The sequence below is a fragment of the Saccharibacillus brassicae genome (assembly GCF_006542275.1).
In the GTDB taxonomy this organism is placed as follows: Bacteria; Bacillota; Bacilli; order Paenibacillales; family Paenibacillaceae; genus Saccharibacillus; species Saccharibacillus brassicae.
Genome location: NZ_CP041217.1, coordinates 2,810,142 through 2,837,141 on the forward strand (window position 1 = coordinate 2,810,142; position 27,000 = coordinate 2,837,141).

Here is a 27,000-nt window from a genome sequence, read left to right on the forward strand (position 1 = left end):
AGGGTCAGCTATTGGGCTGACCCTTTTACTTAGTTAACCTTTTTTAGCTCAAAAATAGTTGCTTCTGATAACAAGATAAGTCTGTCGTTATTAATAATAAAAAAACTTAAACTTACAGGTATATGCATTTTCGTTGAAGGATCAGATATAGTTATTACTTTTGTCTTATCATTCATATTCCAGTTTGGAATATCAATCTTATATGTTCGATAAAAAGAGTCTGCGTCCTCAAAGTTATCCATAAGTCTGTATAAGGGGTCTTTTAGTTCGTATTGATAATCTTTTTCGTTTTTAAGTCCTTTTGATGAAAAATAGTCTTTTTCAATTACAAGTTGATCTCCGATAAACTTTTGACCGGTAGGATATTTAGAAGCATCATTATAGGAATTTGCAAACCCTAACAATTTCTCAACCTTCCAAGTTCCGTAGAAATATTTTTCGGTTGCACTGTCCAGTGTGATGATTTTTGGATCAACGTCCTCTGACGTCTCTGTTGATGCAGGAACTTCTTTTGTGTCAGACTTGGCTGCAGGGGAAGTGGACGGGGTCGACGTCGTTTCGGTATGTTCACAAGCTGTTGTTAATATTGACACGACCATCACACAAGCTAATAATATTTTTCTCATCTACTACCCTCCTGGTTTATATTTTTGATAGTATGAGTTTCTAGAAGCTGCTTCTGTTAAAAAATGGTTCGTTATATAACTATTAAAGAATATCATTCGAAAGAGTCTCAGTTCAATTACATTCCAGGTTACAATATTGATAATACTTCGGATGTAATTTTTTTCTATGTAATTAGTTCACTAAATTATAAAGGAATGATTTTGATGAAGAAAAAGTATTTATTGGGACTATTTTTAGTAGGAAGAAGCCTATTTTTTGAAAGTGGAAAATGAGAACGGTAAGATGATTAAAAAATTTAAAGTTGATCTTGCCAAAGACCGACGTACGCCTACCGGCGCCGTGTCGGTCTTTTTGCGAGTGTATTTTATCGACCCTTGTACTCTTTCGGCCGAATTCAGAGATGATCTTGACCTGAATCTTTCTTAAATCTGCAAAAAACGCAATAAAGCGAATAAACAAAGAATCATTCCGTGGACAAACCAGACCCCGATAAATTAATATATGAGGGAGTCATTAACAAATTTAATTTTGTAAGCGTTACCAAATAGTTAATTAAGTGTCGTTTTCGTCAAAAAAGATCGGAGGGGTTATCTTGAAACGTTTCCCGATGACGCTGCAGCTGGCCTGCATTTTGTTCATCGTCATGGTCATTCCGGCCAGCATTCTCACGTGGTACAGCGGCGAGCAGAGCCTGCGGAGTTCGCAGCGCGAAGTGGCGGAATCGTCGCTTGCCGAGCTTGTCGCCAGCCGCCGGCTGAACGAGAGCGCGCTGAACAGCCTGTCGCAGGATACGGTCCGCCTGTCCGCCACGGGCACGTTCGACCGGATTCGTGCGTTCCCGACGTACGACGCGCTGAGCGCGGATTACGGCAATATCAGCCGCGCGATGGCGGTGATGCGCGAGCTGACCAACCTGAACCGGCGGGCGGAAGGGGTCTATTCGTCCTTTTTCTATCTGGAAGATTCGGATTACGTCGTCTCGACAGACCGCAGCATTACCCGGCTGAGCCGGTACGAGCCGCTCGATTGGATCGAACAGGCGCTCAAGGACCAGCAGGGCATCGGCGGCGTGTGGTATCCGCGCACGCTGGCGTCGGGCGTTCCGGTCGTCTCGTACGTACTGCCGCTCAGCCGGCTGTCGACGACAACGCGGGGCACGATCGTCGTCAATTTGCGCGAAAGCCAGCTGGAAAATTATTTGTCGTCGTCGAACGCGGCGAATACGGATTACGCCCTGATCGACGCGGCAGGGACGGTCGTCTCGCACGGAGACAAAAGCCGGCTGCTGACGGACGCTTCCGGGCTGCCTTTTTACGGCGAGCTGGCGGGCGAAGCGGCCCGGGAAGGCTACGCCTTTCGGCAGACGGCCGGCGGCGAACGGGTACTGTACGCCTGGACGCAGTCGGAGCCGTTCGGCTGGACGCATCTGAGCACGTATTCCGTGCAGGAGATGCTCACCCGGACGCACGCCCAGCAGCGGGGCATTATCCTGCTGACCGTCGTCGTGATCTTCGTCGGCACGTTCGCCACGCTGTTTCTCGCCGCCTGGCTGTCGAGGCCCGCGCGCGAACTGGTGCGGAAGTTCAATCTGCGCGGCTATCTGGACATTCCCGGGCAGAACGAGTTCGCGTTTTTGGACACCGCTTTTCGCCGGATGCAGGGCGAGGAATCGAAGCTGCACGAGCTGCTGCGCGAACGCGAGCGCGACACGCGCAGCCTGACCGTCCAGCGTCTGCTGCGGGGCGAAGCGCACGGTCCACTCGGCGATCTTTTCCCGTATCCGCATTTTCTCGTGGCTTCGATCTCGATCGACGGTTACCGGGGCTACGTGAGCAAGCATAACTCGGAGACGCGCAGCTACCATCGGCATCTGCTGTCTACCGCCTGCGACGGTCTGTTCGAACAAGGTCCGGCCGCCTACTTTTTGTACCGGGGCGACGGGTATTTCGCGCTGGTCGTGAACGACCGGGCGAAAGAAGGCGACGAGCGTCATGCCGAACTTCATGCGAGACTCGAACAAGTGCAGCGGCAGGCGTCGGAACTGCTCGGCCATACGGTCACGATCGGCGTGAGCCGGTGGGCGGAAGGCTCGGCGCGCGTGCCGGATCTGGCCGCCGAAGCGCTCGAAGCGCTCAAGCGGCGCATGATTGCCGGCAGCGAAGGGATACACTACGGCTGCGCGCAGGGACGGCCGGACCCGAAATACATGTATCCCGAGTGCAGCGAACGCCGCATCCTCAATTTTCTGGACGAAGGGGACGCAGGCCGGGTGCAGGGAGAGCTGGAGCGGATCGCGCAAGAGATTCGGGCGGCCGAGTACGTCTCGCACGACAACATTTTGTTCATCTACAACCAGCTGGTCGGCGTGACGATCAAGCATTTGCAGGAAAACGGCAGCCAGGCGGCCCGGATCGTCGCCGGACGCGGCAGCGTGTATTCGACGATCGCGTCTTTTGATACGCTGGACGATCTGCAGGCTTACGTCCGCGGGTTCTATGAAGACATTCTGTCGGCGCAAAAAAGGCCCGAAGCGGACACCGGCTCGCACGGCGAACGGATCGCCGAATATTTGCGCGCACACTGCTGCGAGGAAGTCGTGTTCGAGGACATGGCCCGGGAGATCGGCATCAGCTACTCGTACATGCGTAAAGTTGTCTACGAAGCGACCGGCGCCAGCCTGATCGACTCGCTCAACAAGCTGCGGATCGAAAAAGCGAAGCCGCTGCTGCTCGAAGGCGAACGGACGATTACGGAGATTGCGGCGGAGGTCGGGTACGAGAACGCGCGCAGCTTCAACCGATTTTTCCAAAAGTTCGAAGGGTTGTCGCCAAGCGCGTACAAACTCAAGAACCGCGTGTCGTGAAGTCCGAAGCCGGAGCGGATGTTCGAGCCTTTTTTTACCCGGAAATCTGCTGTTCGCCCACTGCCATTTTTGATCCCGACGTCCGAAAATGATCCTGAATCGCCTACAATTCCTTGCAGCGGCGCGGCCTGGATCAAAAATGGCACCCATCGTCAACACTCGTCGTTTACCGATCCGGAAGACGGACGCTATGATAGGCACATCACCGGCGACGGATGGTAAAAAGGGAGACGGGAGGTGAAAAGATGAAGGGAATCAGCGTAACCAAAACACGAAATGAAACCGCTTCACTTAAAAAGGACCGATACGGGATGATGTACTATCTCCGCCGCGACTGGCAGCTGTACATACTCCTCATTCTTCCGCTGGCTTTGGTGCTTCTCTTCAAATACACGCCGCTTGCGGGCCTCGTTCTGGCGTTCAAGGACTACAAGATCGCCAAAGGGTTCTGGGGCAGCGAGTGGGTGGGCATGGAGGTGTTCCAGGAATTGTTCGCCAAGCCCGATTTTGCCCGGGCGGTGCGAAACACGCTGCTGCTGAACATTATGGACCTGATCTTCAGCTTCACGGTTCCGATCTTCCTGGCGCTGCTGCTGCACGAAGTCAAAAACGTGCTGTTCAAGCGGGTCAACCAGACGCTGCTGTATCTGCCGCACTTTCTGTCCTGGGTCATCGTGGGCGCAATGGCGTACCAACTGCTCGGCGAAGGCAACGGCATGATCAACAACCTGATCGTGACGCTCGGCGGAGACCGGATTCCGTTCCTGCAAGACGACATGAACTGGCTGATCAGCTATCTCGCGATCGGCATCTGGCAGAGTATGGGCTGGGGCACGATCATCTATCTGGCCGCCATGAGCAGCATCAACCCGGAAATGTACGAAGCGGCGACCGTCGACGGCGCGAACCGCTGGCGCAAGATGTGGAACATCACGCTGCCTTCGATCCGGCCGACGATCGTGACCCTGCTCATTATGAGCCTGGGCGGCGTTATGGGCGGTTCGTTCGAACGGATCTACGCCCTGCTGAACCGGGCCACGACCGAATTCACGACCACGATTCCGGTACTTGTCTACCGCTGGGGAATCGAGGGCGGAGACATCAGCCGGGCCACCGCCTTGGGACTGTTCCAGGCGCTGATCGGACTGGTGCTCGTACTGACGGCCGACCGGGTCGCCAAGAAAATGGGCGAAGACGGACTGCTGTAATCCGCCTTCCCTTTCGAAGAAAGGAGCCACACGATGAAAGCCGCAAATACCGCTCCGGTCGGCAGCAAGAAGCGCTTCGACGTCTGGGGATTCGTTATCCATGCCGCCTTGGTCATCATTTCCCTGATCTGCCTGCTGCCTTACATGCATATCGTTGCCAAGTCGTTCAGCGAAGACGCCTACGTCATCGCCAACAAAGTGTTTCTGTTTCCCAAAGGCTTCTCGCTTGAGGCATACGCCAAAATCTTCGCGGACGCCAGCATTTTGCGCTCGCTGTACGTGTCCGTTCTCGTCACCGTCATGTTTACGATTCTCGGGATGATCGTGACGGTGTGCGCGGCGTATCCGCTGTCGCGCAGACAGCTCAAAGGACGCTCGACGCTGACGTTCATCTTCCTGTTCACGATGTATTTCAGCGGCGGCATCATCCCGGAATACATGCTGATCAACAACCTGAACATGCTCGATACGATCTGGTCGCTTGTGCTGCCGTTATCGTTCAGCGCGTTCAATCTCTTGATCATGAAGACGACGTTCACCCACAGCGTGCCGGTCAGCCTGGAAGAATCGGCGCGGATCGACGGAGCCGGCCACTTCCGGATTCTATGGAGCATCGTGCTGCCGCTGTCCAAGCCGATTCTGGCGACGCTGTCGCTGTTCTACGCGGTCGGCCGCTGGAATGCGTATCAGGACGCGCTGTTCTACATCAAGCACAATATCGACCTGCGTCCGCTCCAGTTGAAGCTGTATTACCTGATCGTGCAGGCGACCGAAAGCTTCCAGCTGGAGGCGACCGAAGTGACGCTGAGCAATCCCGAAGTCATGAAAGCGGCGGTGGTCGTGTTCGCGACGATTCCGATCATCTGCATCTATCCGTTCGTGCAGAAGTATTTCGTGCAGGGCACGATGCTGGGCGCGGTGAAAGAGTAGGTCGTATTTTCCGCAAAAAAGAGTCGTAAGGGTGCAGGGCGAATATGTGCTGCGACAAAATAAGGGGGTCTATGTATGAGTCGGAAGAAAAGAAAAGCTTCGCTGTTCGTGACCGGTCTTGCGCTTGCCGGACTGTTGGCCGGATGCGGCGGCGGAGGCGGCAAAGAAGCGGCCAGTTCGCCGGCGGCGACGCCGGCCGAAGGGTTCGCGGATTATTCGGGCGGTTTCCCGGAAAAGGTCAGCCTCGACATTCCGGTGTACGAGCGCGCTTTCGAAGGCTGGAACGTGACGGACAACTTCTATACCCGGTGGATTCAAAAAGAATTTGGCGACAAATACAATGTAAGCGTTAACTTTGTTCCGATTACCCGCAGCAGCGAAGTGACGGATTTCGAACAGCTGCTCGCTTCGCACAAAGCGCCGGACGTGATTTTCCACTATGATATGCCGCAGGCACTCGCTTATTACGGCGAAGAAGTGCTGCAGGAACTGAACTACGAAGAAGTGAAAAATTACGCGCCGACCTATTGGGCCAATATGGGCGAGACGATCGAGCAGTACGGCATCATCGACGAGAAGAACACGTTCGTATTCGCTTCCCGGCCGAATGCCGACAACTTTACGAGCATCATCCGCAAAGACTGGGTCGAAGAAGTCGGCATGAAGATGGAAGACCTGACTTCGCTCGAAAAATACAACGACATGCTCAAAAAGTGGAAAGAAGCCGGACTCGGCACGACAGGCGGCAGCCTGATCCAGAACTCGTTCAACTACAATTACGCGTTCCGCGACTGGCCGTTCGACGAGAAATACCGGGCGCTGTATTCCGACCTGTCCGTGGCGGACTTCACGACGGTCGATACCGAACGTTATCTGCGCAATCTGAACTACCAGTACAACAACGGCCTGATCGACCGCGAGTTCTATCTGCGCGACGACGATTCCAAGATCAAAGCCGAATTCGTGGCAGGCAAAACGGGTACGTACGGCACGTATCTGACCAACAACACGGACGTGTTCGAAGCGACGCTCAAAAACAACCCGGACGCCGAGTTCGCCATCGTGCCTCCGCATGCCGGCGTGCCGGAAGGGCTGGAGCCGCAGGGACGCGCGTACTGGCCGTTCGGCATGATCATGGGCATCAATTACGAGTCGACCGACATGGAACGCGCCGCCGTCTGGATGTACCTGGACTGGATGAGCCAGCCGGAGAACCTGTTCTTCCTGCAAAACGGCGTCGAAGGCGAGAACTACAAGCTCGATGCGGAAGGCATCGCCGTACGCGACGCGGACTTCAAAGGCGAATCCGTGCTCGCGCAGAACAACAACAAAGATTACTGGGCACTCGTCACCGAGACGGCGCAGTATCCGGACCCGGAAACGACCCTTGCCGCGAACAAACGCAGCTGGTCCCCTCCGGGCCACGAGTACCTGGTCGAAGACCTGGTCAAATACTACGACGAAGTCGCGGAATTCCGCACGCCCGATGCGCTCTACACCGTCGTGCTGGAGAACGTGAACGACTACAAAGCCGACCTCAACGTCCTGTTCCAGGAACTGTACCTCAAAGTCGCCCTGGCGCCCGAAGACCAGTTCGACAAGCTGTACGAGGAAGCCAAGCAGCAGTACCTCGACGCGGGCTACCAGGAGATCCTGGACGAGAAGCAGGAAGCGATTGATGCGGGGCAGTATAAGTAAATCGTGATCGCGGAAAAAGCATCAGGCAAGCCCGGATTCTCCATGTGGGGCATGGAGAATCCGGGCTTTTGCGTGCCGAAGCGGGGAAACATTGAGGAAGATTCGCCGTGCGGTTATAATGGCGGTATTTCAAGGGTACTTTGCGCAGCGGGCAATCGGATATCGCCACCGCTGCCCGATAAATGGGAAGGCCAAGAGCGAGCCATTCAAGCAGGCTGCAAAAGTCTGAACAGGAGGTCAAGCCGATGGACAAACAAGATTCCGGATGGAGCGAAAAAAGAGCGGACCGATCGACAAGCGAAAAAAAAGCGGACCGACCGACAAGCGAAAAAAGAGCGGACCGACCGACGCCGGGCGGTCCGGCAGATCGTCCGGCTGCCCGGATCGATCTCAACTGCGATCTCGGCGAAAGCTTCGGCGCTTATACGCTCGGACGAGATGCCGAGATTTTGCCGTACGTCACGTCGGCCAATATCGCCTGCGGCTTCCATGCCGGCGATCCGTCCGTCATGCGGCGGACGGTCCGGCTGGCGCTGGAAGCGGGCGCGGCGATCGGCTCCCACCCCGGGCTGCCGGACCTGGCCGGCTTCGGCCGGCGGAACATGGACGTCTCGGCGGACGAAGTCTACGCCATGACGGTGTACCAGATCGGCGCGCTCGAAGCGATCGTGCGCGCCGAAGGCGGAACGCTGCGGCACGTCAAGCCGCACGGCGCGCTGTACAACATGGCCGCGGCCCGGGCGGATCTGGCGGAAGCGATCGCCGAAGCCGTATACCGGACGAACCCGGCCCTCACGCTGCTCGGCCTGGCGGGCAGCGAATCGACCCGCGCCGCCGAGCGTCTCGGGCTGAACGCCGCGCACGAGGCGTTTGCGGACCGCGGCTATCGCGCGGACGGCTCGCTCGTGCCGCGCGGCCTGCCCGGCGCGCTGATCGGCGACGCCGCCGAAGCGGCGGCCCGGGTCGTGCGCATGGCGCTCGAAGGGCGCGTCTCCACCCCGGAGGGTGAAGACGTGCCGCTGCGCGCCGACAGCGTCTGCCTGCACGGCGACGGCGCGCACGCTCTGGAATTCGCCCGGCGAATTCGGGCCGCCTGCGAAGCCGCCGGGATTGAAGTGCGGCCGGCTGGCGGCGCTTAGGATGGGCGCGGGCGCGGAGCAGGCGCGGACGAGGCGATGCGGGGGAGCGGCGCAGGGCGAGTTAGGGCGAGGCGGAGTAGCGCGGAGCTGGGTGAGGCAGGGCAAGGCAGGGCAAGGCGGAATAGAGCGGTGTAGGATGCGACAAGGTAGAGCAGACCAAGGCAAAGAGAAGCAAGGCCGGGCGCAGCTGGACGAGACGGAGCCATGCGGTGTTTGGCGGGGAACGGTGGTTAGAGCAAGGCAGGCTGCGGGAAGATGCGACAAAGTGCAATCACACAGAGTAGATTTGGGCAAGCAGGCAAAGAAAGGCGCAATCAGGCAGAGCAGAGACGCTTTTTGGGAAATAGCTGCGCCAATACAGCTAATTGCCTCGAAAAGCGAGTGTTTAGACGAATAAGTGCCTAGATACATTTAATTCGGCTCCTGAGCGGATTTGGAACCAAATTCGAGCGAAATAAGTGCATTTTCGCAGTTATTTGTTCGTGGGGTGTAAGGCGTACGCGAATAACTGCATCTGTGCAGTTATTTCGCGGCTTGTTCGTTTTTTTCGTTGGATGAAGGGTGGGAAAGAACGGATTTGAGCAGGTCCGAGCGGATTTGAGTGGGTTTGAGCAGATCAGGAAGGTAATGCGGATTTGTTTTCAAACGGAATGGCGGGTAGAAGGCAGGAAGAAATCGGCTTGCAAAAGAGCGTTGAGGAAGATTAGGAAGAGAAAGATAAAGAGAAAGATAAAGAGGAAGAGGAAGGAAGACGAGTGTAGGAGGCGGAGCATGGACATGGGAGCAGGCACGGGCAGCGGACGTTCGGATCGGGAAGGCGGCGGGCGGGAAGTTGACGGTCGGGAAGGTGAAACAAGCGAACCAAGCGCAACAGAAAAACCAGTCGAACCAAGCGAACCAAGCGAACCAAGCGAAGCGAGCCAACCAAGCGAAATGAGCAGACCGAGCACACCAAGCGGATCAAGCGAACTAAGAACACCAAACCGAACAAGTGGACCAGGAGAATCAGTCGGACCAAATGAAACGGGCGGACCAAGCACACCCATAAAACCAATCAGACCAGGCAAGCAAGGCAGATCAAGCGGACCCGACGAATCCGGCACACCAAGTGAATCGCTGCCGAGGAGCGCGAACGAAGCGTCCGCAAGCGGGGAAGGCCGGCCGGATCTCGAAGACGGGCAAGATCGGAGCCTGAAGATCGAACCGTTGGGGGAAACGGCGCTTCGGGTTGTTTTGGGAACGGAAATTTCTTCCGGGGTGCAGCGAGACGTGCGGCGTCTGATGCGGCGATTGGAGAAGCGCCCGCTGCCGGGGATGATCGAAGCGGTGCCTTCTTTTGCGGCGGTGACGATTTTTTACGATCCGCTGTGCACGGCGGAACGGCTCGGCGTGCCGGAACATATTCACGGCAAAACGGGACAGGCGGACGCGAAGCGCGCAGATTGGCTGTCCGTGTCCGGTCTTGCCGCAGCTTGGTTAAACCGTCTCTCCGAGGTGGACATTAACGAAGAAGCTCTTGAGACCCGGACGGTCGACGTTCCGGTTCTCTACGGCGGTGAACACGGCCCGGATCTGGCGTTCGTCGCCGACCGCAACGGCCTGACGGAGCAGCAGGCCGTGGACATTCATGCCGGCGCGGAGTATCCGGTGTACATGATCGGATTCGCGCCCGGTTTTCCTTATCTGGGCGGGATGGACGAGCGGATTGCCGCTCCGCGGCTGTCTACGCCGCGTATGTCCGTGCCGGCCGGAGCGGTCGGGATTGCGGGAGCGCAGACCGGGGTGTATCCGATATCCACGCCCGGCGGATGGCGGATCATCGGGCGGACCCCCGTCGCCTTGTTCCGGCCGGATCGCATGCCGCCGAGCCTGCTGCAGGCGGGCGATCGGGTGAAGTTTTGGCCAATTACGGCCGAGAAGTACGCGGAGCTGGCGGATGCCGGGCTGCGGCATGCCGATACGGGGCCTGCTGCCGATAACGGGGAGGACAACAGACGGGAGGCTGAATTGGAGGCGGGTGCCGGTGTCGGCGCCGACGTCGGTGCCGAAATTGACGTCGGCTTCCAAGGGAAGATCGGCTTTGAAAACGGGGATTACGAAGACTGCTCCGTGCCGGAGCCTGTGCTCGATCTGGCGGAACCTGCCGCCGAGTTGGAATCTACGGCTGATTCGGAGTCGGCTTCGGCTCAGGTAGATGCAGGCGGGGAGTCCGTCAGTAGAGGACTTTCTGGCGCGGAGCTGCCGGCTATCGCGGTGCTGAAGCCCGGGCTGCAGACGACGCTGCAGGATCTCGGCCGTCCGGGCTACCAGCAGTACGGCGTCACGGCCGGCGGCGCGATGGACGCGTACGCGCTGCGCGCGGCGAACCTGCTCGCGGGCAACGCCGAGAGCGAAGCCGCGCTTGAGATTACGCTGACAGGACCTGTGCTTTGCTTCGAGCGCGAGTCGCGGATCGCGCTGACCGGCGCCGATCTGGCGCCTACGATCGGCGGCGAGCCGCTGCCGATGTGGCGGCCCGTCACCGTCCGGGCCGGGGCCGTGCTGGAATTCGGCACGGCCGTGCAGGGCTGCCGCGCGTATCTTGCGCTGGCGGGAGGCTTCGGCGCGCCGGAGGCGCTATCCAGCCGAAGCACGGATCTTCGAGCCGGCCTGGGCGGGCTCGAAGGCCGCGCGCTGCGCGCGGGCGACGTCCTTCATGCGCGGACGCCGATGGCCGCTGCGCGCCCGGCTTCGGGCGAAATCGGGCCCGAAGCGAACTTCGCCGCGGCGGCATGGCACGCCGCGCACGGCTATATCGCCGGCCTTGCGGACTGGGCCGGCTTCCCCGCGGCCGCCGTTCCGGCCGCGACCCCGGCGCCTGCCGAAGCGGCGGCCGCATTCGCGCCTGCCCAAGCGGCGGCATTCGCGCCTGCGCAGTCGGCAGCCTCCGACGAGCCTGGCCGCTTTGGAGCGGCTGCTTCCAAGCCTGCCTGTGCCGTCGCGGCCGGTTCTGCCGCTGCGCGATCCGAATCTGCTTCCGAGCTTGTGCGCTCCTCGGGTCCGGCGGCCGCTGCGCTCTCGGACCCTTCGCGTTCCGCGGCCGGCCAATCCGCGGCCGCTTCGACCGCCGCCGTCCGTTTCACCCGCGGCACGCATTACGCGCTTTTCGACGAGGCGAGCCGCGAGGCGCTAATTGGCGCCGCCTTCGGCGTCACTCCGCAGTCGGACCGGATGGGCTGCCGCTTGTCGGGTCCGACGCTTGGGCTGGAGCAGCCGCTGGAGCTGATCTCCGAAGCGGTCGCGCCGGGCACGGTGCAGGTGCCGCCGGACGGCAGGCCGATCGTGCTGACGGCCGATCGGCAGACGACGGGCGGATATCCGCGGATCGCGCAGATCGCCGCGGTCGATCTGCGCGTCGTGGCCCAGCTTCGTCCGGGGCAGTCTGTTCGCTTCGTCGAAATTTCGCTGGAAGAAGCGGAGCGGCTGTACATGGAACGCGAGCGGGAAATGGAACGGCTTCGGATCGCCGTTCGGCTGCGCAGCCGCTAGAAGATTCGGTCGCGTCGGCAGTCGCGTGCGGATTCGCGTTCTGCGTTTCGCCGCTCCGTTTGCCTCAAAGAAGCGGAACGCAGGTCTATTTCAAGCAGGGCCTGCTCCGACTTGACGGCATAGGGTTTGCAAAAACCAAAAACCGCCCGACGCTCTCCGACCGGCCCGATCCACCTGCAAGCCGTTTTTCTTTTTACGGATTTAATTATTAATTCTTCTCATATACCGATAAAATGAAATAAACGACATCACGCCGCAGCTTAGAGAGATACGGCGTTTTGCGCCAATCGAGAGCACCCAAGGAGGAACCTTTTTTGCCCAATATTCTAAAATTTGTAGCCACCGCCGCGAGCGCTGCGCTGGCCGCGGCGTCGTTGAATGCCTGCGCCGCGCCGCTTTCCGCCGCCCATTCTGCCGACATGACGTCGGCCTCGGCGAGCACCGCTTTGCAGGCTTTGGCCGCGCCGTCTTCGGCTTCTTCCTCGGCCGCGAAGCCTATCGCTGCTCCGGCTGCCGCCGGCTCAACCTCCGCTGCGCCGCCGGCCATCGCCTCGGGCCCCGCCACCGCGTCGCTGTCGGCTTCCGCCTCTGCCGCCACTCCATCGGCTGTCCCCGCCGCCTCGGGCCCAGCCGCGGCTTCGCTCGCCTCCGACTCAGCCGCCGCCGCACCAGCCGCCGACTCCGCGCCTTACTACTACGTCGCGCCGTCCGGCAGCGACAAGACCGGTACGGGCGCGCAGGCTCGCCCGTGGAAGACCGTGCAGCGCGCCGCGGATGCCGCCATGAAGACCGGCGGCACCGTGTATATGCGCGGCGGCGTGTATGGACAGCGGCTCAGGCTCGCCGGGGAACCGGGCGCGGCGGGATCGGCCGCGCGCCTGACCGTCGCGAGCTATCCGTCGGAGACGGCGGTGCTCGACGGCACGAACCTGTCCGTCGAAGGCACCGGCAGCCTGATCGAGCTGGACGGGGCCAGCCGCGTGACGATCCGCGGCCTCGAACTGCGCAATTACAAGACGTCGAAAGCGGATCGCGTGCCGATCGGTATCCATGTACACGGAGCCGGCCAAGGCGTCCGCCTGCTGGATAACCGAATCCACGATATCGGCAGCACGGCAGCGCCGGTCGGCCGCGAGCTTGCGGGCCGGGACGCGCACGGCATCGCGGTGTACGGCACCGAAGCGCCGGCTTCGATCTCCGACCTGACGATTGCCGGCAACGAATTGTACCGGCTGACGCTCGGCTCCAGCGAAGCGCTCGTGCTGAACGGCAACGTCGAGCAGTTCGTCGTGGAGAACAACCGGGTGCACGACAACGACAATATCGGGATCGACGCGATCGGCTTCGAAGGGACGTCGCCGGACGAGCGGTACGACCAGGCCCGGGACGGCGTGATCCGCGGCAACACGGTGACCGACAGCACTTCGGTGCGCAATCCGTCCTACGGCCGCAGCATTCCGAACGGCAGTTATTCGGCCGGCGGCATCTACGTCGACGGCGGCCGGGATATCGTGATCGAGCACAACCGGACCGAACGCAACGATATCGGCATCGAGATCGCGTCCGAACACTCGGGACGGTCCACTTCGGGTATCATCGTGCGCAGCAACGTGGTCGTCCGCAACGCGATGACCGGCATCGCGATGGGCGGCTACGACAAAGATCGCGGTTCGACGACGGACAGCATCGTCACCGGCAACACGGTCGCGTACAACGACACGCTGGAATGGGGCACCGGCCAGCTGTATCTGCAGTTCGACGTCAGAAACAATATCATTCGCAACAATATTTTTGCCGCGTCCGCGTCCCAAGCGCTGATCCTCAACGAATACGCGGAGAACGTCGGCAGCCGGATGGATGACAATCTGTACTTTGCGCCGAACGCCAAGCAGGCGACCTGGACGTGGAAAAACAAAACGTATACCGGCTTCGCCGCCTACGTCAAAGGTTCCGGAGGCGATGCCCATTCGCTGTTCGCCGATCCGCTGTTCGCGGACCCGGCATCCGGCAGTTTCCGGCTGCAGGCCGGTTCGCCCGCTTCCCGTTCCGGCATCGCCGACCCGGTGTTGGCCGCGGCTCCCGATCCGGACGGCCTTCCGCGCGGCACCGGAAGCGGAGGACGCCCGAGCCGCGGCGCCTACGAATAGCCGGGCGCGATTTGCGCCTGAATTGCCTCTTTCGGCAGGGTAACTTTGCTTCGATCGCACCTTGTCCTTTGCGGGGCGATCCTGTAGCATGATTTTACATTCAAAACATTTGCGGCCTATCCCGAACGCCGCTTGAACGGTATCCTTCCAAGCTCCTTATGCGCTCCTCTTTTTGCTGTCAGGCTCGGTTGATCTAACAAATTAAGGCAAAATACTTTTTGGAGGAAACCCCCTTATGACAAAAGGAATCGATTCCCTGGATACGTTGGCCGCGGTCATCCCTCTGCTCAAAGCGGCTCTGCCCGTCGAAGTGTCCATTGCGCTGTGCGACAACGAACAGTTTACGGCCTATTGGCCGGGTGCGCATATCGATTTGAAGATCCAGCCGGGGCAGCTGCTGCAGCAGCAAGAGCCGTTGATGCAGGCGATTCGCGACGATCGGCCGCTGCGCGCGGAAGTGCCGGCGGAGTTTTACGGGTTTGCGTTTACGGGCACGGCGACGCCGGTCAAAGACGCGTCCGGGCGCATTATCGGCGGCATCGCGGTTCAGGTGCGCCGACACAGCGAACTGATCGAGATCGCCGACCGGATCGCGGGCGCGCTTGGCCAGGCGAACGAGCGGATCGCGCAGATCGCGGAAGGATCGGGGAATCTGGCGGAGGTGTCGCACGAACTGCTGGACCTGTCGCGGGAAGCGGAGCAGAATGCCCACGGCGCGGACGGCGTCGTGCGGATGATCAAGGAAGTGGCGGACCAGACGCATATGCTCGGCATCAACGCGGCGATCGAAGCGGCGCATGCCGGGGACAAAGGCGCGGGGTTCGGCATCGTCGCGTCCGAGATCCGCAAGCTGTCCGGGCAGACGGTGACTTCGACGAACAGCATCCGGGACACGCTCGGCACGTTCAAAAAGCTGACGGCCCAGATGAGCGGTTCGGTGGAGCGTATCGCCGGCACGGGCCAGGATCAGGCGCAGTCGACGGAGCAGCTGTCGGCGATGATCGAAGAGATTCGCGAAATGGCGCTCAAGTTGAACGATTTCGCCAAGCAGCTGTAGATCTTTTTTTAGAAACGGAATCTTATTGCGTGTAAAAAAGCCCGAACCGGCAGACGTGGAAACGTCTTGGGTTCGGGCTTTTGTCGTATCTGCCGCGTCTTCCACGTCCCGCCCGCCGCCGATTGCAAGCTTTGCGTTTCGAGCGCGGCGGGGCAGAAGCGGGAAGCCGGTCGGCTCGGTCGGCTCGGTCAGTTCGGTCGGTTCAGTTGGCTCGGTCGGTTCAGCGGATTATCCTTTTGCCGGAAAGCCGGGGCCCGACAGCACGTGGTTGACCAGATCGCCCATGCCGTCCCACGAACCTTTCATCAGGAACTCGTCCTGAAGCTTGAGGTTCCACGGTCTCGGAATGCCGATCGTCCGTTTGCCGGCGTCGCGCGCGGCGAGCAGATTATGCGGTCCGTCGTCGATCAGCAGATCGAATTCGAGCAGCGATTTGCGCTTGGCGACGAAGAAGTTCTCGAACGGGATGAACGGCATATGCCGCTGCAGCCAGGCCCACTTCTCCGGAACGGCCGTCGGCCGCGCCGCCGTGACGATAATGACGTCGTGTTCTTCGCTGATCCGGCGAACTTCCTCGATCGTATGCTCGTCGAACACTTCAAGTTCTTCGTACAGCTTCGGCCGCCCGAAGAAAATCTCCTCGCTGCATTCCGGGTGCCAGATGCTGCTGAGATCGAAGCTGAGTACCTGGTCGATCGTCAGCTGCAGGTCCGGATACGCGGCGTTATGGTAATGAATGGCCCTCGGCACCAGATGACAGATTGTGTCGTCCATGTCGATGGCTACGATTTTTTTGCTCATGATAGTCCTCTCCCGCTTGAAAAAATAGTGATGGCTTTCGCAAAATTACATATACTTGCATTGTAACGAAGTTGACGCGCGATGGCAAAGAACAGGAGTGTTTTTGCAGGTTTTTCGCGTGTTCAAGGTTGCCTTTTGCCGAAAAAAAGGGTATGAACCCTAGAGCGTCGACGCGCCGCGCAGGCGGCCGGAGACTCTTTTGGAAAAACTTGATGAACGGAGGAACGCCGATGACACCCCCAAACCATCCGAACCCCGGCGGCTCCGGGTCAAATCGTCAGCCAAGCGGCGGCGGCGGTGGCAAGCCCAAACGCAGCCTGTACTCGATCCTCGCCACCGTGATCGTGCTCGGTCTACTTCTGTTTACCGATACGGGTCGCGGCCTGTTGGGCGGTCTGCTGGACAGCGGCGGCGAGACGCCGCGGATAGAGAACGCGCAGCCGGGCACAGCGGGACAGTCCGACGCGACGGGGCAGTCCGAAGACGCGCCGCAGAACGGTTCGCCGGACGGGAACGACCAGCCTTCGGCCGACGCCGACGGAAAGGTCACGGCCGAAGTGGAGCGTACGGTCGACGGAGACACGTTTATCGCGAACTTCGAAGACGGCAGCCGCGAGCGCGTGCGCATGCTGCTGATCGACACGCCGGAGACGAAAAAAGAAGGCACGGCCGTGCAGCCGTTCGGACCGGAAGCGAGCGAATACGCGAAAAAGCGCCTGACCGGACAAACGGTCGAACTGGAATTCGACGACGAGCCGCGCGATCAATACGACCGGATGCTGGCCTACGTCTATCTGGACGGCGAATTGGTCAACGAAGAGATGCTGGAGCAGGGATTCGCGCGCGTCGTCGTCTATAAGCCGAACGATAAATACGTCGAGTCTTTCCGCGAAATCCAGAACGAAGCCAAGCGCAAAAAGCTCGGCGTATGGAGCATCGACGGCTACGCCGACAACCGCGGCTTCCATCCGGAAGCGGCGCGGTGAGAAGCGGAAGTCCGCATGCTGCGCCGGCTCGGCTCGGTTTGAAGCGACCCGGCTTGACGCGACTCGACCTGAAGCGACCCGGCTTGAACCGACACAACCTGATCCGACCCGATCTGAATCAGACCGGCGAACCGGTTGACCCCGGGGGACGGTTGTGTATAATGAAGGGAACAATCACATGAGCGAATGTTTTCTAGGGTTCCGCGGCCGCAACGGCCGGACAGGTCCGAGAGAAGACCGCGACAGGATCGCGTCGGCCGGCCATATGACCGTTTGACGAACCTGTCGCGCCACGGAGGGACAAAAGCCCGGGAGATGAACTGCGACAAGCGGTTTATTCTCTCGGGCTTTTTTGCGTTCACGGTGGTTGAAAAAGGAGGATGTATCCATGAAAAATACGAACCGAATCTGGTTGTCCGTCATCGTCGCCGCCCTGTTCGAAGTCGGCTGGGTGATCGGGCTCAAACATGCGGCAGGGCTCTGGGAATGGCTGGCGACGGGCATTGCGATCGTCATCAGCTTCTACCTGATGATCGCCGCGTCGCGCACGCTGCCGGTCGGCACCGTCTACGCCGTGTTCGTCGGACTCGGCACCGCAGGCACCGTCGTAGCGGAAATTGTGCTGCTCGGCGCGGAGGTTCAGCCGTCCAAACTGATTCTGATTGGTACGCTGCTGCTTGGCGTCATCGGCTTGAAACTGCTGAGCGGAAGCAAGCATAACGGAAAAGGAGGCGTGCATTCATGAACTGGACTTTTTTGATTCTGGCCGGCGTATTCGAGATGTTTGGCGTATTGATGATCAACAAGCTGCATCAAGAGCGCAGTATCAAAGCTTTTCTGCTCATGGCGGGCGGCTTCGTACTCAGCTTCGTCCTGCTGAGTCTGGCGATGGAGACGCTGCCGATGGGCACGGCCTACGCCGTCTGGACCGGCATCGGCGCTTCGGGCGGCGCGATTCTGGGCATGGTCTTCTACGGCGAATCGCGCAGCCTGCTGCGCCTCGCGTGCATCGCTTTGGTGCTGGGCTCGGCAGTGGGGCTGAAGCTGGTAAGCGGGTGACAGGGGCGATTCGGGGAGAGGGCGAGGCGCTGGGAGGGTAGAGGGACTGAGGGCCGAATGCCGGAGGCGGCCGGCTTGGGTCGGCTGCGGCCCGGCGCCAAAGGCGAGGTAGGCGTCGACTCGCCGGAGGTGTCCGACGGACCGACCGCCGATTTCTGCGAATCGGCGCCAAAGGCGAGTTCCCGACGTAGCTCGGTCCGGGCTAATGAATCGTCATAACGCTATATGGCCGGATTCGCGAATTTTGAGCCGCTAACGAATCGTAGTGTCGCTATTTCGGGTAAAAGGCGCTTTTACACGCTTGATTTTGGAAATAGCGTTATATAGATTCGTTAAAAATAGACATTGGCACAATAAGGTCGTTTAACGATATCAGGATTCGTTAAAAATAGACATTGGCACAATAACGTCGTTTAACGACATCAGGATTCGTTAAAAATAGACATTGGCACAATAAGGTCGTTTAACGATATCAGGATTCGTTAAAAGTAGACATCGAGCTATAAGGTCGTTTAACGTTACCAGGATTCGTTAAAAACCGGCCGTAGTAGGAAAACGTCGCTTAAACGCATCAGGATTCGTTACCCCGACTCATTCGCGCTGGGCTGCGCTCGGTCATACGGCTGCATGGCGGGGAACCCGGATCGCCGGCCTCGCGTCTTGGCACTCAACCTTTTCTGCCGCCCTTGCGCTTTGCCGCCCAAACGACCACAAAAAAGAGACGTCCCGTCGGGACGTCTCTTTTTCTTGTTCAGCTCTGCCGGAAGTGCCGCGTTCGGTCAACGCCGTTCTTGGCCGAGAACGCCGCACGGACTTTTTTGACGACGCTGTACGGGATTAGACCTGCTCCTGCTCGATCTTGATCCAGCGCGTCGCCCAGCCCTGGATGTCGTCCATCACGGGCGCAAGGTCGCGGCCCATATCGGTCAGCGAATATTCGATCCGCACGGGCTTTTCGGGATAGACGGTGCGCAGCACGATGCCGGCTTCTTCCAATTCTTTGAGGCGCTCGGACAGCACTTTGCCGCTCAGGTTGGACAGGGAAGTCTCGATGTCCACGAAACGGCGCGGGCCGTCCAGCAGGCGATAAATGATCAGGGTCGTCCAGCGTTTGCTGAGCAGCTCGATGGCTCTTTCGAATCTCGGGCACAGTTGGTTCAGCTCTGCTGCCAAGGGAATCACTCTCCGTAGTTGGATTGATGGGACGCTTGCGAAAAGTCGGTCGGGAAATCTATGTTCATAAGCCCGAACGTGCGGGCGGTGCAAGGTTGAAGGTAGGCGGTGCTTTCCACTTTATTATACAGGAGTGATTAAAATAAACAAGCTTACAATTCGTAATAATTAAAACTTGACTTCGTACCATTTATTAAATATACTCGGTTACATAAAGTAATGTACGCACATGCGCGTATAAGCTGCACTACCGCGTATCTGTTCCTGTCGGAGCATCCGCAATCGGAGGAAAAAAGATGGAACGACATACCGAAATTTGTATCGTGGGCGGAGGCCCGGCCGGGACGTTGCTGGCGTGCCTGCTGGCGCGCCGCGGGGCGGACGTCGTGCTGATCGAGAAGCAGTCGTCTCCGGGGCCTTCTTTTCGCGGAGAAATATTGAATAACGACGGCGAGCGCGTGCTGCGCAAGCACGGGCTGCTGGACAAAGTAGCGCCGGAAGCGGTGCTGGCGCTAATCCGGCTCGAATACTGGGACAATCGGCGCGTCGTGAAGACGATCCTGCCGGAGACGGAGAACGGCAACGTGGGCATCCATATTCCGCAGGCCGATCTGCTGCGCCCGATGCTGGACGAAGCGGCCGCGTATCCGAACTTTGCCTACCTGCCCGGCACGACGGTGCGCGGCCTGCTGCAGGGCGAAGACGGCCGTTACACCGGCGTCAAGATCCGTAGAGCGGACGGCAGCGACGAAGAGATTCGCAGCCGCATCGTGGTCGGCGCGGACGGCCGGTATTCGTCTGTCCGCCGGCATGCGGGCATAACGTCCAGTACGGAAGGACACGGTTACGACCTGCTGTGGGCCAGAATTCCGGCGCCGGCCGATTGGGAACCGGTCATGTGTTCGACGATCCAGAACGGCCAGCAGCTGCATCTGTTCACGCAGGCGCGCGGTTATGTCCAGGTCGGCTGGAACATCCGGGAAGATTCGTACAAGGAACTGCGCAAGCGGCCGTTCGAGGAACTGACCGATACGCTGATTCAGGCTTTTCCGAAGCTGGAGTCGAGCGTCCGGGCCCATATCACGTCGTGGCAGGACTTCGTGCTGCTGGACATTTTCAGCAGCCGCTCGGAACGCTGGGCCCGGCCGGGCCTCGTGCTGATCGGCGACGCGGCGCATACGATGACGCCTACCGGAGCTTTCGGGCTGAACGAAGCGCTCACGGACGCGGACGTACTGCACGAAGAACTGCTGGTCTGCATGGAGCAGCTTCAGGATACGAGCCTGCCGCTCGAACGGCTGGAGCAGCGCCGGCGCGGCGACGTGGAACGCCGGCAGCGCGAACAGCTCGTGATGGAACAGGGATATGCTAAAAATTTTAATATTTAACAATTAACTGGTCGATAATAAACAGAACGGCGATAAACTGAAGAAATCCGACTTCGGAATACCGAAAATTTTAAATTCTTTTTGGCAAAGGTGATCCAAGTCGGGACTGCGTGCGAATAGTTGGAGAGGAAGCTCCAGACAAGGCCGACTACCGGTCTCGAAGCACGGTTATTATGCATCACAAACACGGCGATCCGTCGCAGCGCACCTGCCGCTTCAGCCGCAGCCCGCCTGCACGCCGCCGTCTTCACCAATACGAAAATAAGGATGTGTCACCATGCTGAACAACAGCGCAGCTTTCATGCTCAAAGACAGAATTCATCATGTTCCTTCCGTTCTGAATCCGAAGGAAGGCTACGTGCTGGTCGGTCCGATCACGCTTCCGGTCAATCTGGAAGGCGAGACGATCGTGTTCCGCTGGTACAGCTGGATGAAAGAACCCGAAGGCGGCAAGGACATGTCCGCCGAAGCGTTGATTCGCAGCCTGCCGACGATGGATCTGGCCGAAGGCCAGCAGTCCAGCGTTCTGGTCTACGGCGATTTCGAGCATTCGCACGACGCCGTTATCCGCATGCACAGCATCTGCCATACCGGCGACATTTTCGGCAGCAAGCGCTGCGACTGCGGCTACCAGCTGCACCAGTCGATGAAGATGATCGTGGAGCACGGCTCCGGCGCGCTGTTCTACCTGGCGAACCACGAAGGACGCGGCATCGGCCTGTTCAGCAAAGCGATGGCTTACGTGCTGCAGGAACAGGGCATGGATACCGTGGAAGCGAATCTCGCGCTCGGCTTCGAAGACGATACCCGCAATTACGACGGCGCGATCGGCGTGCTGAAATATTTGCGCCCGCTGCCGGTCACGCTTATTACGAACAACCCGCGCAAGCTCGAAGCGCTCAAAGCTTCCGGCATGAACGTGTCCGGGCGCACGCCGCTGTGGGGCGACGTGTCCGAGTTCAACGAGAAGTATCTGCGGACGAAGGTCAGCCGGTCCGGCCACTTCGCGACGCAAAACCCGATCGAAGGCGTGGCGGAACTTCCGGCCGTCGAAGGAGGAGACTGACGAGGCATGAACGAACGGTCCCTTCACGAAAAATATATGCGCCTCGCGCTTGAGAACGCGCGCGCCGCGCAGGGTCAGACCGCGCCGAATCCGCTCGTCGGCTCGGTCATCGTCAACGACGGCCGCCTCGTCGGCATCGGTGCCCATCTGAAGCCGGGCGAGCCGCACGCGGAGATTCACGCGCTGCGCATGGCCGGCGACCATGCCCGGGGCGCGACGATTTACGTCACGCTTGAACCGTGCTCGCATCATGGCCGCACCGGCCCCTGCGCCGAAGCGATCGTGCGGGCGGGGCTTGCGCGCGTCGTCGTGGCCGCGCCCGATCCGAACCCGCTCGTCGCGGGCAGCGGCATCCGAATTCTGCGCGATGCCGGCATCGAAGTGATCGAAGGCGTGCTGCGCGAAGAGTCCGAACGGTTGAACGAAGTGTTCAATCGCTACATCGTCAGCAAGCGCCCGTTCGTCACGGTCAAATCGGCCGTGACGATGGACGGGAAGATCGCGACGCGCAGCAGCAGCAGCCGCTGGATCACGTCCGCGGAAGCCCGCGAAGACGTGCATCGCCTGCGCCACGAGAGCGGCGCGATCCTGGTCGGCGTGCAGACGATTCTGCACGACGATTCGCAGCTGAATACGCGGCTGCCCGGCGGTCGCAATCCGCTGCGCGTCGTGCTGGACAGCACGCTGCGCATCCCGGAGCATGCCCGGGTGATCACGGACGGCGAAGCGCCGACGTGGATCTTCACCGGATCGCAGGCCGATCCGGATAAGCGCAAGCGGCTCGAAGCCGCCGGCGTGCGCGTCATCGAGACATCGGGCGAGCGAGTGAACCTGAACGAGGTGCTCGACGCGCTTGGCGCGGGCGAGATCTCTTCGCTGCTCGTCGAAGGCGGCGGCCAGGTGATCGCTTCGTTCGTCGAGCAGGGCCTTGCGGACAAGCTCGTGCTGTACATGGCGCCTAAGCTTGTCGGCGGCAAGGACGCCCCGACCTTTATCGAAGGTCTGGGCATCTCCGACATGAACGAGGCCGTGCAGCTGACCGGCCTGCGTGCCGAGCCGCTCGGACCGGACCTGAAGTTCGAGGCTTATTTTCCGAAGCAATAAGTTCGAACCGGGCATGGGCGAAGTGGAAGCCGGACAGGCGCGACAGTTCGAACCGGGCGGACGCTAAGTTCGGATCTTATAGAGGCGAAATCCGAACGAAGCAGACTCGAAGTTCGAACCCGGCAGACGGAAAGTTCAAACCGGTCAGATGCGAAGTTCGAACCGCACGGATGCGAAGTTCGAATCCCGTATGAGCGGCGATACAGAGATGCAAAAAGGCCGATGCTTCCCTTCCGGGAAACATCGGCCTTTTACTTATACGGCCGTACTGCCGTACTGCCGAAAATAACTGCCTGAGAACAGTTATTTTCTCCGTTTTGTCTGCGCGGAGGCAAATAACTGCGTAGGAGCAGCTATTTGTTCGCCCAAACGCCGAAAACCTTCTTTTTCCGCAAAATAAGTGTTCCTGCGCAATTAATCGCCTTTGGACAGCTTTTTCGCTCGAATAAGTGTCGTCAGGACGTTAATTTCACGATCAGCTCGATCCCGCGTGATCCCGATCCCGCGCGTCGAACGGCATCTCCGTCCGCACCTCGCGATTTGCCGGATCGGAAACCGCGGCGGCTGCTTTTGCGCGGTACCGGATCGAACCCGGTACCCGAACTCGCTGCCTGAGTCCCGCTGCCCGAACCCGGTACCCGAACTCAACGCCCGCATACGGCCGAACCCACGTGTCCAACTCCGCTGCCCTAACTCCGGCGCAAGCGACCTAGTTTTTCTCGAGATCGGCTTCCCGGCGCTTCCAGCTGGTCTGGCCGTCGTCTTCGACGATCGAGATCGCCGCGTCGGCGATGTCGGGGTTGGTCGTCAGCTCTTTCTGGATGCGGAGCTTGATGTCGTCGGCTTCGCCGAGCGTCAGGCCCGTACGCAGTTCCACGACGGCGTCCACGTGGTAGTAGCGGCCTTCCTGAATGATGCGCATGCTCTCGATGTCGCGCACGTCGGTATCGCCGAGAATGGCCGACGAGACGCCGTCTTCGACGTCCTGCGGCGCGGAGACGCCGATCAGGCCGATCATGTTGTCGTAGCCGACGCGGAACGCGACAGCGATCATCAGCACGCCGATCAGCGTCGTCGCGATGCCGTCGATCAATGCGAAGTTGGTGAAGGCGATAACGACGACGGCCACGAGCGCGAAGAACGCGCCGAGCACGGCGACGATGTCTTCATAGAACACGAGGCGCGTCGGAGGGGCGGCGCGGCCGACGTTTTTGAACGCGGCCGGCAGCAGGGCGAAGCCCGACGCTTTGGGCGCTCGCGCTTCTTTGAGAATTTCCTTCGAGGCCTTGATCAGGATGGCCCCGTCGACGACGATGTTCAGGATCAGCACGCCGACGTTGATCCAGAAGCCGCTCGAAGCTTCGGCCGGATGCTGAAGCAGGTGGATGCCTTCGTGGATCGTTTCGTACGCCATGATCGTGACGACGATGACCGCGATCATGCAGAAAATGTTGATGACGCGCCCGAAGCCGACCGGGAAACGGCGGCTCGGACGGCGTTCGGACAGCACGCTGCCGACGAACACGAAGCCTTGGTTCACGGCGTCCGCGAGCGAGTGCATGGCCGAGGCGAACATCGCGCCGCTGCCCGTGAAGGCCGCGGCTGCGCCTTTGGCGGCGGCGAGTACGGCATTGCCGGCCATCGCGACGGCGGAAGACGTATTGCCTTTTTTGATTAACGCACCCAGCGTTTCGGGCGGCAGTTCGGATGACGGTTTGGCTTGAGCCACGAACGATTCCTCCTTGTGGATCGAATGATGGAGACTTGGACGTACAGATTTGGACTTAACAGACTTGGGCATCCCGGCTTGGCAGGCGGATTGCCGTGGAACGGATGCTGCATTATGTAGGAAAACATGCGGGAAAGCGCCTGGCGTCCCCGGTATTGCGCGGTACTGCGCCGCAGAACCGCCCTCGTTATATGTACCCGGAATCGGCGAAGCGGAACACGCCGACGCCGATTCTTTTTTTATGGAGCGAAAACGGTTTTCTCTTATTCTCCTCAAACGTGCCTCTCAAACGTACCCCTAGACAGCGGTGCGCCGGACCGGCGAATCTTTTCCCCGACCGGCCTGTAGCGCAAATCGTCCACCGTATCCGGGGGTCTGCCTCATTCTGGCCGGCTGCCGTATTGTTCCGCGTACCAATCGATCATTCGGCGCGCGATGCTGCCTCTCGGCGGAATATTGGGCAGCTCGTCCGGGCCAAACCAGTTCGCTTCCGCGATTTCTTCGCCGTCGACGGTAATCTCGCCGCTCTCGTACTCCGCCACGAATCCGATCATAAGCGAATTGGGAAAAGGCCACGGTTGGCTGTCGAAGTAGCGAATCTTGCCGAGCGTCAGGCCGATTTCTTCCATCGTCTCGCGCCGCACGCAGTCTTCGAGCGTCTCGCCGGCTTCCAGGAATCCCGCGATCAACCCGTGCATTTTGTTCGGAAAACGGGCCGAATGCGCCAGCAGAATCTTGCCGTCTTTGAGGATCGCGGTGATGACGGCGGGCGAGATACGCGGATAATGGCGCAGTCCGCATTGGGGACACACTTTGGCATGTTCGTGGCCGGCAGGCGCAAGCGGCGCTGCGCAGCGTCCGCAGAACCGGTGGGTATCGTCCCAATTCAGCATTTGCAGCGCGCGTCCGGCGACATGGAACAGGTCTTCGTCCATCCTGTCGTACAGCGGGCGCAGCGAATGGAAAGCGAACCCTTCCGGCGGCTCGGCGTCGTCCGGCGCTTCGGCAGCGTAGCAGGGAGCGCCGTCGAGCAGGCCGAGAAACAGCGAACGAACCGGCGTAAAGCCGAGCGTCTCCGCGTGCTGCGCGCTCGGAACGGCGTCAAGGCCTGCCCGGTCGCTCAGGAGCAGTTGGCCGGTATTCGACCGGAAAACGAACCAGTAAGCCGGGGTATCCGAAGGTTCCGCGCTCAGCGCGGGGAGGTAACGGTCATAGATGCTCGGTTTGGACAGGGTCACGGTAACAGAACCTTTCGGAGTGGAATGGTCAAGCTTGTCTTCCTTATTATGAGAGGATAGCGAAGGCGGAGCAAGAGGCGTACAATATCCGTATCAGACAAGCGGAAGCGAACCCTCGTGAACCTTTCGCGAAAAGGAGGATTTTTCAGCATGAATCAACCGTTGAATTTGGGCGAGACGTTTCGGCAGGCGGAGTACCGTACGGCGGGGAACGGCCCGCGAAGCGTAGGCGTGCTGCTCGACGCCCTCAAAGGCGTCGACGCGGACACCCCGAGCGATATGTACGGCCGCGGCGAGCTGATCGAGAAGTTCGAGCGCAAGCTTGCGCGGATGCTGGGCAAGGAATCGGCTGTCTTTTTCCCGAGCGGCACGATGGCCCAGCAGATCGCGCTGCGCATCTGGAGCGACCGCAAAGGCGGCAGGACCGTCGCCTATCACCCGCTCTGCCACCTGGAGATCCACGAGCAGGACGGCTTGAAAGAGCTGCATCATCTGGAGCCGGTGCTGCTGGCGGACAAAGATCGGCTCATTACGCTGGACGACGTGCAGCAGATGCCGGATTCCGTCGTCTGCCTGCTGCTCGAACTGCCCCAGCGCGAGATCGGCGGCCAACTGCCGGAGTACGCGGAGCTTGAAGCGATCTCGGCCTACTGCCGGGAACGGGGCATCGCGCTGCATCTGGACGGTGCGAGGCTGTTCGAGATTTTGCCGCATTACGACAAAACGGCGGCAGAAGTCTGCGCGCTGTTCGACAGCGTCTATGTCTCCTTCTACAAAGGCGTGGGCGGGATTGCCGGCGCGATGCTGGTCGGCGACGCGGACCTTTCGGCACAGGCAAAAGTGTGGAAAAGACGGCACGGCGGCGACCTGATCAGCCTGTATCCGTACATTCTCAGCTCGGAGTATTATCTCGACCTGCGCCTGCCGCGGATGGCACGCTATTACGGGGAAGCGCGGGAACTGGCGGCGCTGTACAACGCACAGCCGGGCATTCGCACGCTGCCGGAAGTGCCGGTGTCGAACATGTTCCATCTGTACTTCGACGTCCCGGCGGAAGTCGGCGAAGCGGTCGTCGCGGAGGTGCAGGCCGAGACCGGTATCGGATTGGCCGCCTACCTTAGAGACAACGGCGAAGCGTCGTGCTCGACGGAAGTGTCGATCGGCGATTCGTACGAGGCGGTACCTGCCGGCAGGCTGCGCGAAGCGATCGAACGGCTGGGCCGTCGGCTCTCGGAAGTCCGGGGCTAAGACCGGATCAG

General features: G+C 59.7%; 21 protein-coding genes and 1 riboswitch. Of the genes, 15 read left to right on the forward strand and 6 right to left on the reverse strand.

The window, feature by feature from the left end:
• Positions 1-29: 29 nt before the first annotated feature.
• The gene (locus FFV09_RS11770; protein ID WP_141448002.1) at positions 30-626 is read right to left on the reverse strand and encodes a hypothetical protein; all 597 of its coding nucleotides are present in this window, start codon (positions 624-626) and stop codon (positions 30-32) included.
• 593 nt (positions 627-1,219) lie between these two features.
• On the opposite strand from FFV09_RS11770, the gene FFV09_RS11775 reads away from it, so the two are divergent.
• The 6 genes from FFV09_RS11775 (at position 1,220) to pxpB (ending at position 11,993) form a co-directional block, all read left to right on the forward strand.
• Positions 1,220-3,490: an AraC family transcriptional regulator gene (locus FFV09_RS11775; protein WP_141448003.1), complete on the forward strand. Its 2,271-nt coding sequence runs from the start codon at positions 1,220-1,222 to the stop codon at positions 3,488-3,490.
• A gap of 311 nt (positions 3,491-3,801) precedes the next feature.
• Positions 3,802-4,698 (forward strand): ABC transporter permease, encoded by an 897-nt coding sequence (locus FFV09_RS11780; RefSeq protein WP_237401769.1) that lies wholly within the window; start codon positions 3,802-3,804, stop codon positions 4,696-4,698.
• A gap of 33 nt (positions 4,699-4,731) precedes the next feature.
• A complete protein-coding gene (locus FFV09_RS11785) occupies positions 4,732-5,628 on the forward strand; it encodes a carbohydrate ABC transporter permease (RefSeq protein ID WP_141448005.1) in 897 nt (298 codons plus the stop codon).
• A gap of 75 nt (positions 5,629-5,703) precedes the next feature.
• Complete coding sequence (locus tag FFV09_RS11790; RefSeq protein ID WP_141448006.1) at positions 5,704-7,326, forward strand: extracellular solute-binding protein; 1,623 nt, start codon at positions 5,704-5,706, stop codon at positions 7,324-7,326.
• A 245-nt stretch (positions 7,327-7,571) separates the two neighbouring features.
• The gene (locus FFV09_RS11795) at positions 7,572-8,465 is read left to right on the forward strand and encodes a LamB/YcsF family protein (RefSeq protein WP_141448007.1); all 894 of its coding nucleotides are present in this window, start codon (positions 7,572-7,574) and stop codon (positions 8,463-8,465) included.
• A 933-nt stretch (positions 8,466-9,398) separates the two neighbouring features.
• On the forward strand, positions 9,399-11,993 hold the full coding sequence (gene pxpB / locus FFV09_RS24490; RefSeq protein WP_342782112.1) for a 5-oxoprolinase subunit PxpB: 2,595 nt from the start codon (positions 9,399-9,401) through the stop codon (positions 11,991-11,993).
• A 208-nt stretch (positions 11,994-12,201) separates the two neighbouring features.
• On the opposite strand, the gene FFV09_RS11805 is transcribed toward pxpB, so the two are convergent.
• Complete coding sequence (locus FFV09_RS11805) at positions 12,202-12,591, reverse strand: hypothetical protein (protein ID WP_141448008.1); 390 nt, start codon at positions 12,589-12,591, stop codon at positions 12,202-12,204.
• A 184-nt stretch (positions 12,592-12,775) separates the two neighbouring features.
• Here FFV09_RS11805 and FFV09_RS11810 point away from each other — a divergent pair, with 184 nt between their 5' ends.
• Both FFV09_RS11810 and FFV09_RS11815 read left to right on the forward strand, forming a co-directional pair.
• Positions 12,776-14,140 (forward strand): right-handed parallel beta-helix repeat-containing protein, encoded by a 1,365-nt coding sequence (locus FFV09_RS11810; protein WP_141448009.1) that lies wholly within the window; start codon positions 12,776-12,778, stop codon positions 14,138-14,140.
• A 235-nt stretch (positions 14,141-14,375) separates the two neighbouring features.
• Complete coding sequence (locus FFV09_RS11815) at positions 14,376-15,197, forward strand: methyl-accepting chemotaxis protein (protein WP_141448010.1); 822 nt, start codon at positions 14,376-14,378, stop codon at positions 15,195-15,197.
• Between the two features lie 228 nt (positions 15,198-15,425).
• Here FFV09_RS11815 and FFV09_RS11820 read toward each other — a convergent pair whose 3' ends face one another.
• Positions 15,426-15,998, reverse strand: coding sequence for a 5' nucleotidase, NT5C type (locus FFV09_RS11820; RefSeq protein ID WP_141448011.1), 573 nt, complete (start codon positions 15,996-15,998; stop codon positions 15,426-15,428).
• 230 nt (positions 15,999-16,228) lie between these two features.
• On the opposite strand from FFV09_RS11820, the gene FFV09_RS11825 reads away from it, so the two are divergent.
• The 3 genes from FFV09_RS11825 to FFV09_RS11835 all read left to right on the forward strand — a co-directional run bounded on the left by FFV09_RS11825 (position 16,229) and on the right by FFV09_RS11835 (position 18,043).
• On the forward strand, positions 16,229-16,984 hold the full coding sequence (locus FFV09_RS11825) for a thermonuclease family protein (protein ID WP_170315007.1): 756 nt from the start codon (positions 16,229-16,231) through the stop codon (positions 16,982-16,984).
• Between the two features lie 182 nt (positions 16,985-17,166).
• Positions 17,167-17,301: riboswitch (guanidine-I (ykkC/yxkD leader) on the forward strand.
• 71 nt (positions 17,302-17,372) lie between these two features.
• Positions 17,373-17,729 carry a DMT family transporter gene (locus FFV09_RS11830; protein ID WP_141448013.1) on the forward strand — a complete coding sequence of 119 codons (357 nt, stop codon included), beginning with the start codon at positions 17,373-17,375 and terminating at the stop codon, positions 17,727-17,729.
• A complete protein-coding gene (locus FFV09_RS11835; protein ID WP_141448014.1) occupies positions 17,726-18,043 on the forward strand; it encodes a DMT family transporter in 318 nt (105 codons plus the stop codon). The genes FFV09_RS11830 and FFV09_RS11835 overlap by 4 nt, the downstream gene beginning before the upstream one ends.
• 837 nt (positions 18,044-18,880) lie before the next feature.
• Here FFV09_RS11835 and FFV09_RS11840 read toward each other — a convergent pair.
• Entirely contained in the window at positions 18,881-19,204 is a 324-nt protein-coding gene (locus FFV09_RS11840) for a winged helix-turn-helix transcriptional regulator (protein WP_141450440.1), read from the reverse strand.
• Between the two features lie 308 nt (positions 19,205-19,512).
• Here FFV09_RS11840 and FFV09_RS11845 point away from each other — a divergent pair, with 308 nt between their 5' ends.
• From FFV09_RS11845 to ribD, 3 genes are all read left to right on the forward strand, one after another.
• Positions 19,513-20,604, forward strand: a complete 1,092-nt coding sequence (locus FFV09_RS11845; RefSeq protein ID WP_141448015.1) for an FAD-dependent monooxygenase — start codon at positions 19,513-19,515, stop codon at positions 20,602-20,604.
• A 277-nt stretch (positions 20,605-20,881) separates the two neighbouring features.
• Positions 20,882-21,670 carry a GTP cyclohydrolase II gene (locus FFV09_RS11850; RefSeq protein ID WP_141448016.1) on the forward strand — a complete coding sequence of 263 codons (789 nt, stop codon included), beginning with the start codon at positions 20,882-20,884 and terminating at the stop codon, positions 21,668-21,670.
• Positions 21,671-21,676: 6 nt separating this feature from the next.
• Complete coding sequence (ribD, locus tag FFV09_RS11855; RefSeq protein ID WP_141448017.1) at positions 21,677-22,774, forward strand: bifunctional diaminohydroxyphosphoribosylaminopyrimidine deaminase/5-amino-6-(5-phosphoribosylamino)uracil reductase RibD; 1,098 nt, start codon at positions 21,677-21,679, stop codon at positions 22,772-22,774.
• A 709-nt stretch (positions 22,775-23,483) separates the two neighbouring features.
• Here ribD and FFV09_RS11860 read toward each other — a convergent pair.
• Both FFV09_RS11860 and nudC read right to left on the reverse strand, forming a co-directional pair.
• Complete coding sequence (locus FFV09_RS11860; protein WP_150233991.1) at positions 23,484-24,416, reverse strand: cation diffusion facilitator family transporter; 933 nt, start codon at positions 24,414-24,416, stop codon at positions 23,484-23,486.
• Positions 24,417-24,883: 467 nt separating this feature from the next.
• Complete coding sequence (nudC, locus tag FFV09_RS11865; RefSeq protein WP_246098323.1) at positions 24,884-25,741, reverse strand: NAD(+) diphosphatase; 858 nt, start codon at positions 25,739-25,741, stop codon at positions 24,884-24,886.
• 150 nt (positions 25,742-25,891) lie between these two features.
• Here nudC and FFV09_RS11870 point away from each other — a divergent pair, with 150 nt between their 5' ends.
• Entirely contained in the window at positions 25,892-26,989 is a 1,098-nt protein-coding gene (locus FFV09_RS11870; RefSeq protein ID WP_141448019.1) for a threonine aldolase family protein, read from the forward strand.
• Positions 26,990-27,000: the final 11 nt, after the last annotated feature.

What these genes read in the sequence shown, in the direction of transcription:
- FFV09_RS11845 (WP_141448015.1), top strand. Translation starts at nt 19,513, where the DNA reads ATGGAACGACATACCGAAATTTGTATCGTGGGCGGAGGCCCGGCCGGG.
- FFV09_RS11810 (WP_141448009.1), top strand. Translation starts at nt 12,776, where the DNA reads ATGAAGACCGGCGGCACCGTGTATATGCGCGGCGGCGTGTATGGACAG.
- FFV09_RS11785 (WP_141448005.1), top strand. Translation starts at nt 4,732, where the DNA reads ATGAAAGCCGCAAATACCGCTCCGGTCGGCAGCAAGAAGCGCTTCGAC.
- ribD (WP_141448017.1), top strand. Translation starts at nt 21,677, where the DNA reads ATGAACGAACGGTCCCTTCACGAAAAATATATGCGCCTCGCGCTTGAG.
- FFV09_RS11830 (WP_141448013.1), top strand. Translation starts at nt 17,373, where the DNA reads ATGAAAAATACGAACCGAATCTGGTTGTCCGTCATCGTCGCCGCCCTG.
- FFV09_RS11860 (WP_150233991.1), bottom strand. Translation starts at nt 24,416, where the DNA reads ATGGCCGGCAATGCCGTACTCGCCGCCGCCAAAGGCGCAGCCGCGGCC.
- FFV09_RS11795 (WP_141448007.1), top strand. Translation starts at nt 7,572, where the DNA reads ATGGACAAACAAGATTCCGGATGGAGCGAAAAAAGAGCGGACCGATCG.
- FFV09_RS11770 (WP_141448002.1), bottom strand. Translation starts at nt 626, where the DNA reads ATGAGAAAAATATTATTAGCTTGTGTGATGGTCGTGTCAATATTAACA.
- FFV09_RS11815 (WP_141448010.1), top strand. Translation starts at nt 14,376, where the DNA reads ATGACAAAAGGAATCGATTCCCTGGATACGTTGGCCGCGGTCATCCCT.
- FFV09_RS11820 (WP_141448011.1), bottom strand. Translation starts at nt 15,998, where the DNA reads ATGAGCAAAAAAATCGTAGCCATCGACATGGACGACACAATCTGTCAT.
- FFV09_RS11870 (WP_141448019.1), top strand. Translation starts at nt 25,892, where the DNA reads ATGAATCAACCGTTGAATTTGGGCGAGACGTTTCGGCAGGCGGAGTAC.
- pxpB (WP_342782112.1), top strand. Translation starts at nt 9,399, where the DNA reads ATGAGCAGACCGAGCACACCAAGCGGATCAAGCGAACTAAGAACACCA.
- FFV09_RS11825 (WP_170315007.1), top strand. Translation starts at nt 16,229, where the DNA reads ATGACACCCCCAAACCATCCGAACCCCGGCGGCTCCGGGTCAAATCGT.
- FFV09_RS11780 (WP_237401769.1), top strand. Translation starts at nt 3,802, where the DNA reads ATGATGTACTATCTCCGCCGCGACTGGCAGCTGTACATACTCCTCATT.
- FFV09_RS11850 (WP_141448016.1), top strand. Translation starts at nt 20,882, where the DNA reads ATGCTGAACAACAGCGCAGCTTTCATGCTCAAAGACAGAATTCATCAT.
- FFV09_RS11835 (WP_141448014.1), top strand. Translation starts at nt 17,726, where the DNA reads ATGAACTGGACTTTTTTGATTCTGGCCGGCGTATTCGAGATGTTTGGC.
- FFV09_RS11790 (WP_141448006.1), top strand. Translation starts at nt 5,704, where the DNA reads ATGAGTCGGAAGAAAAGAAAAGCTTCGCTGTTCGTGACCGGTCTTGCG.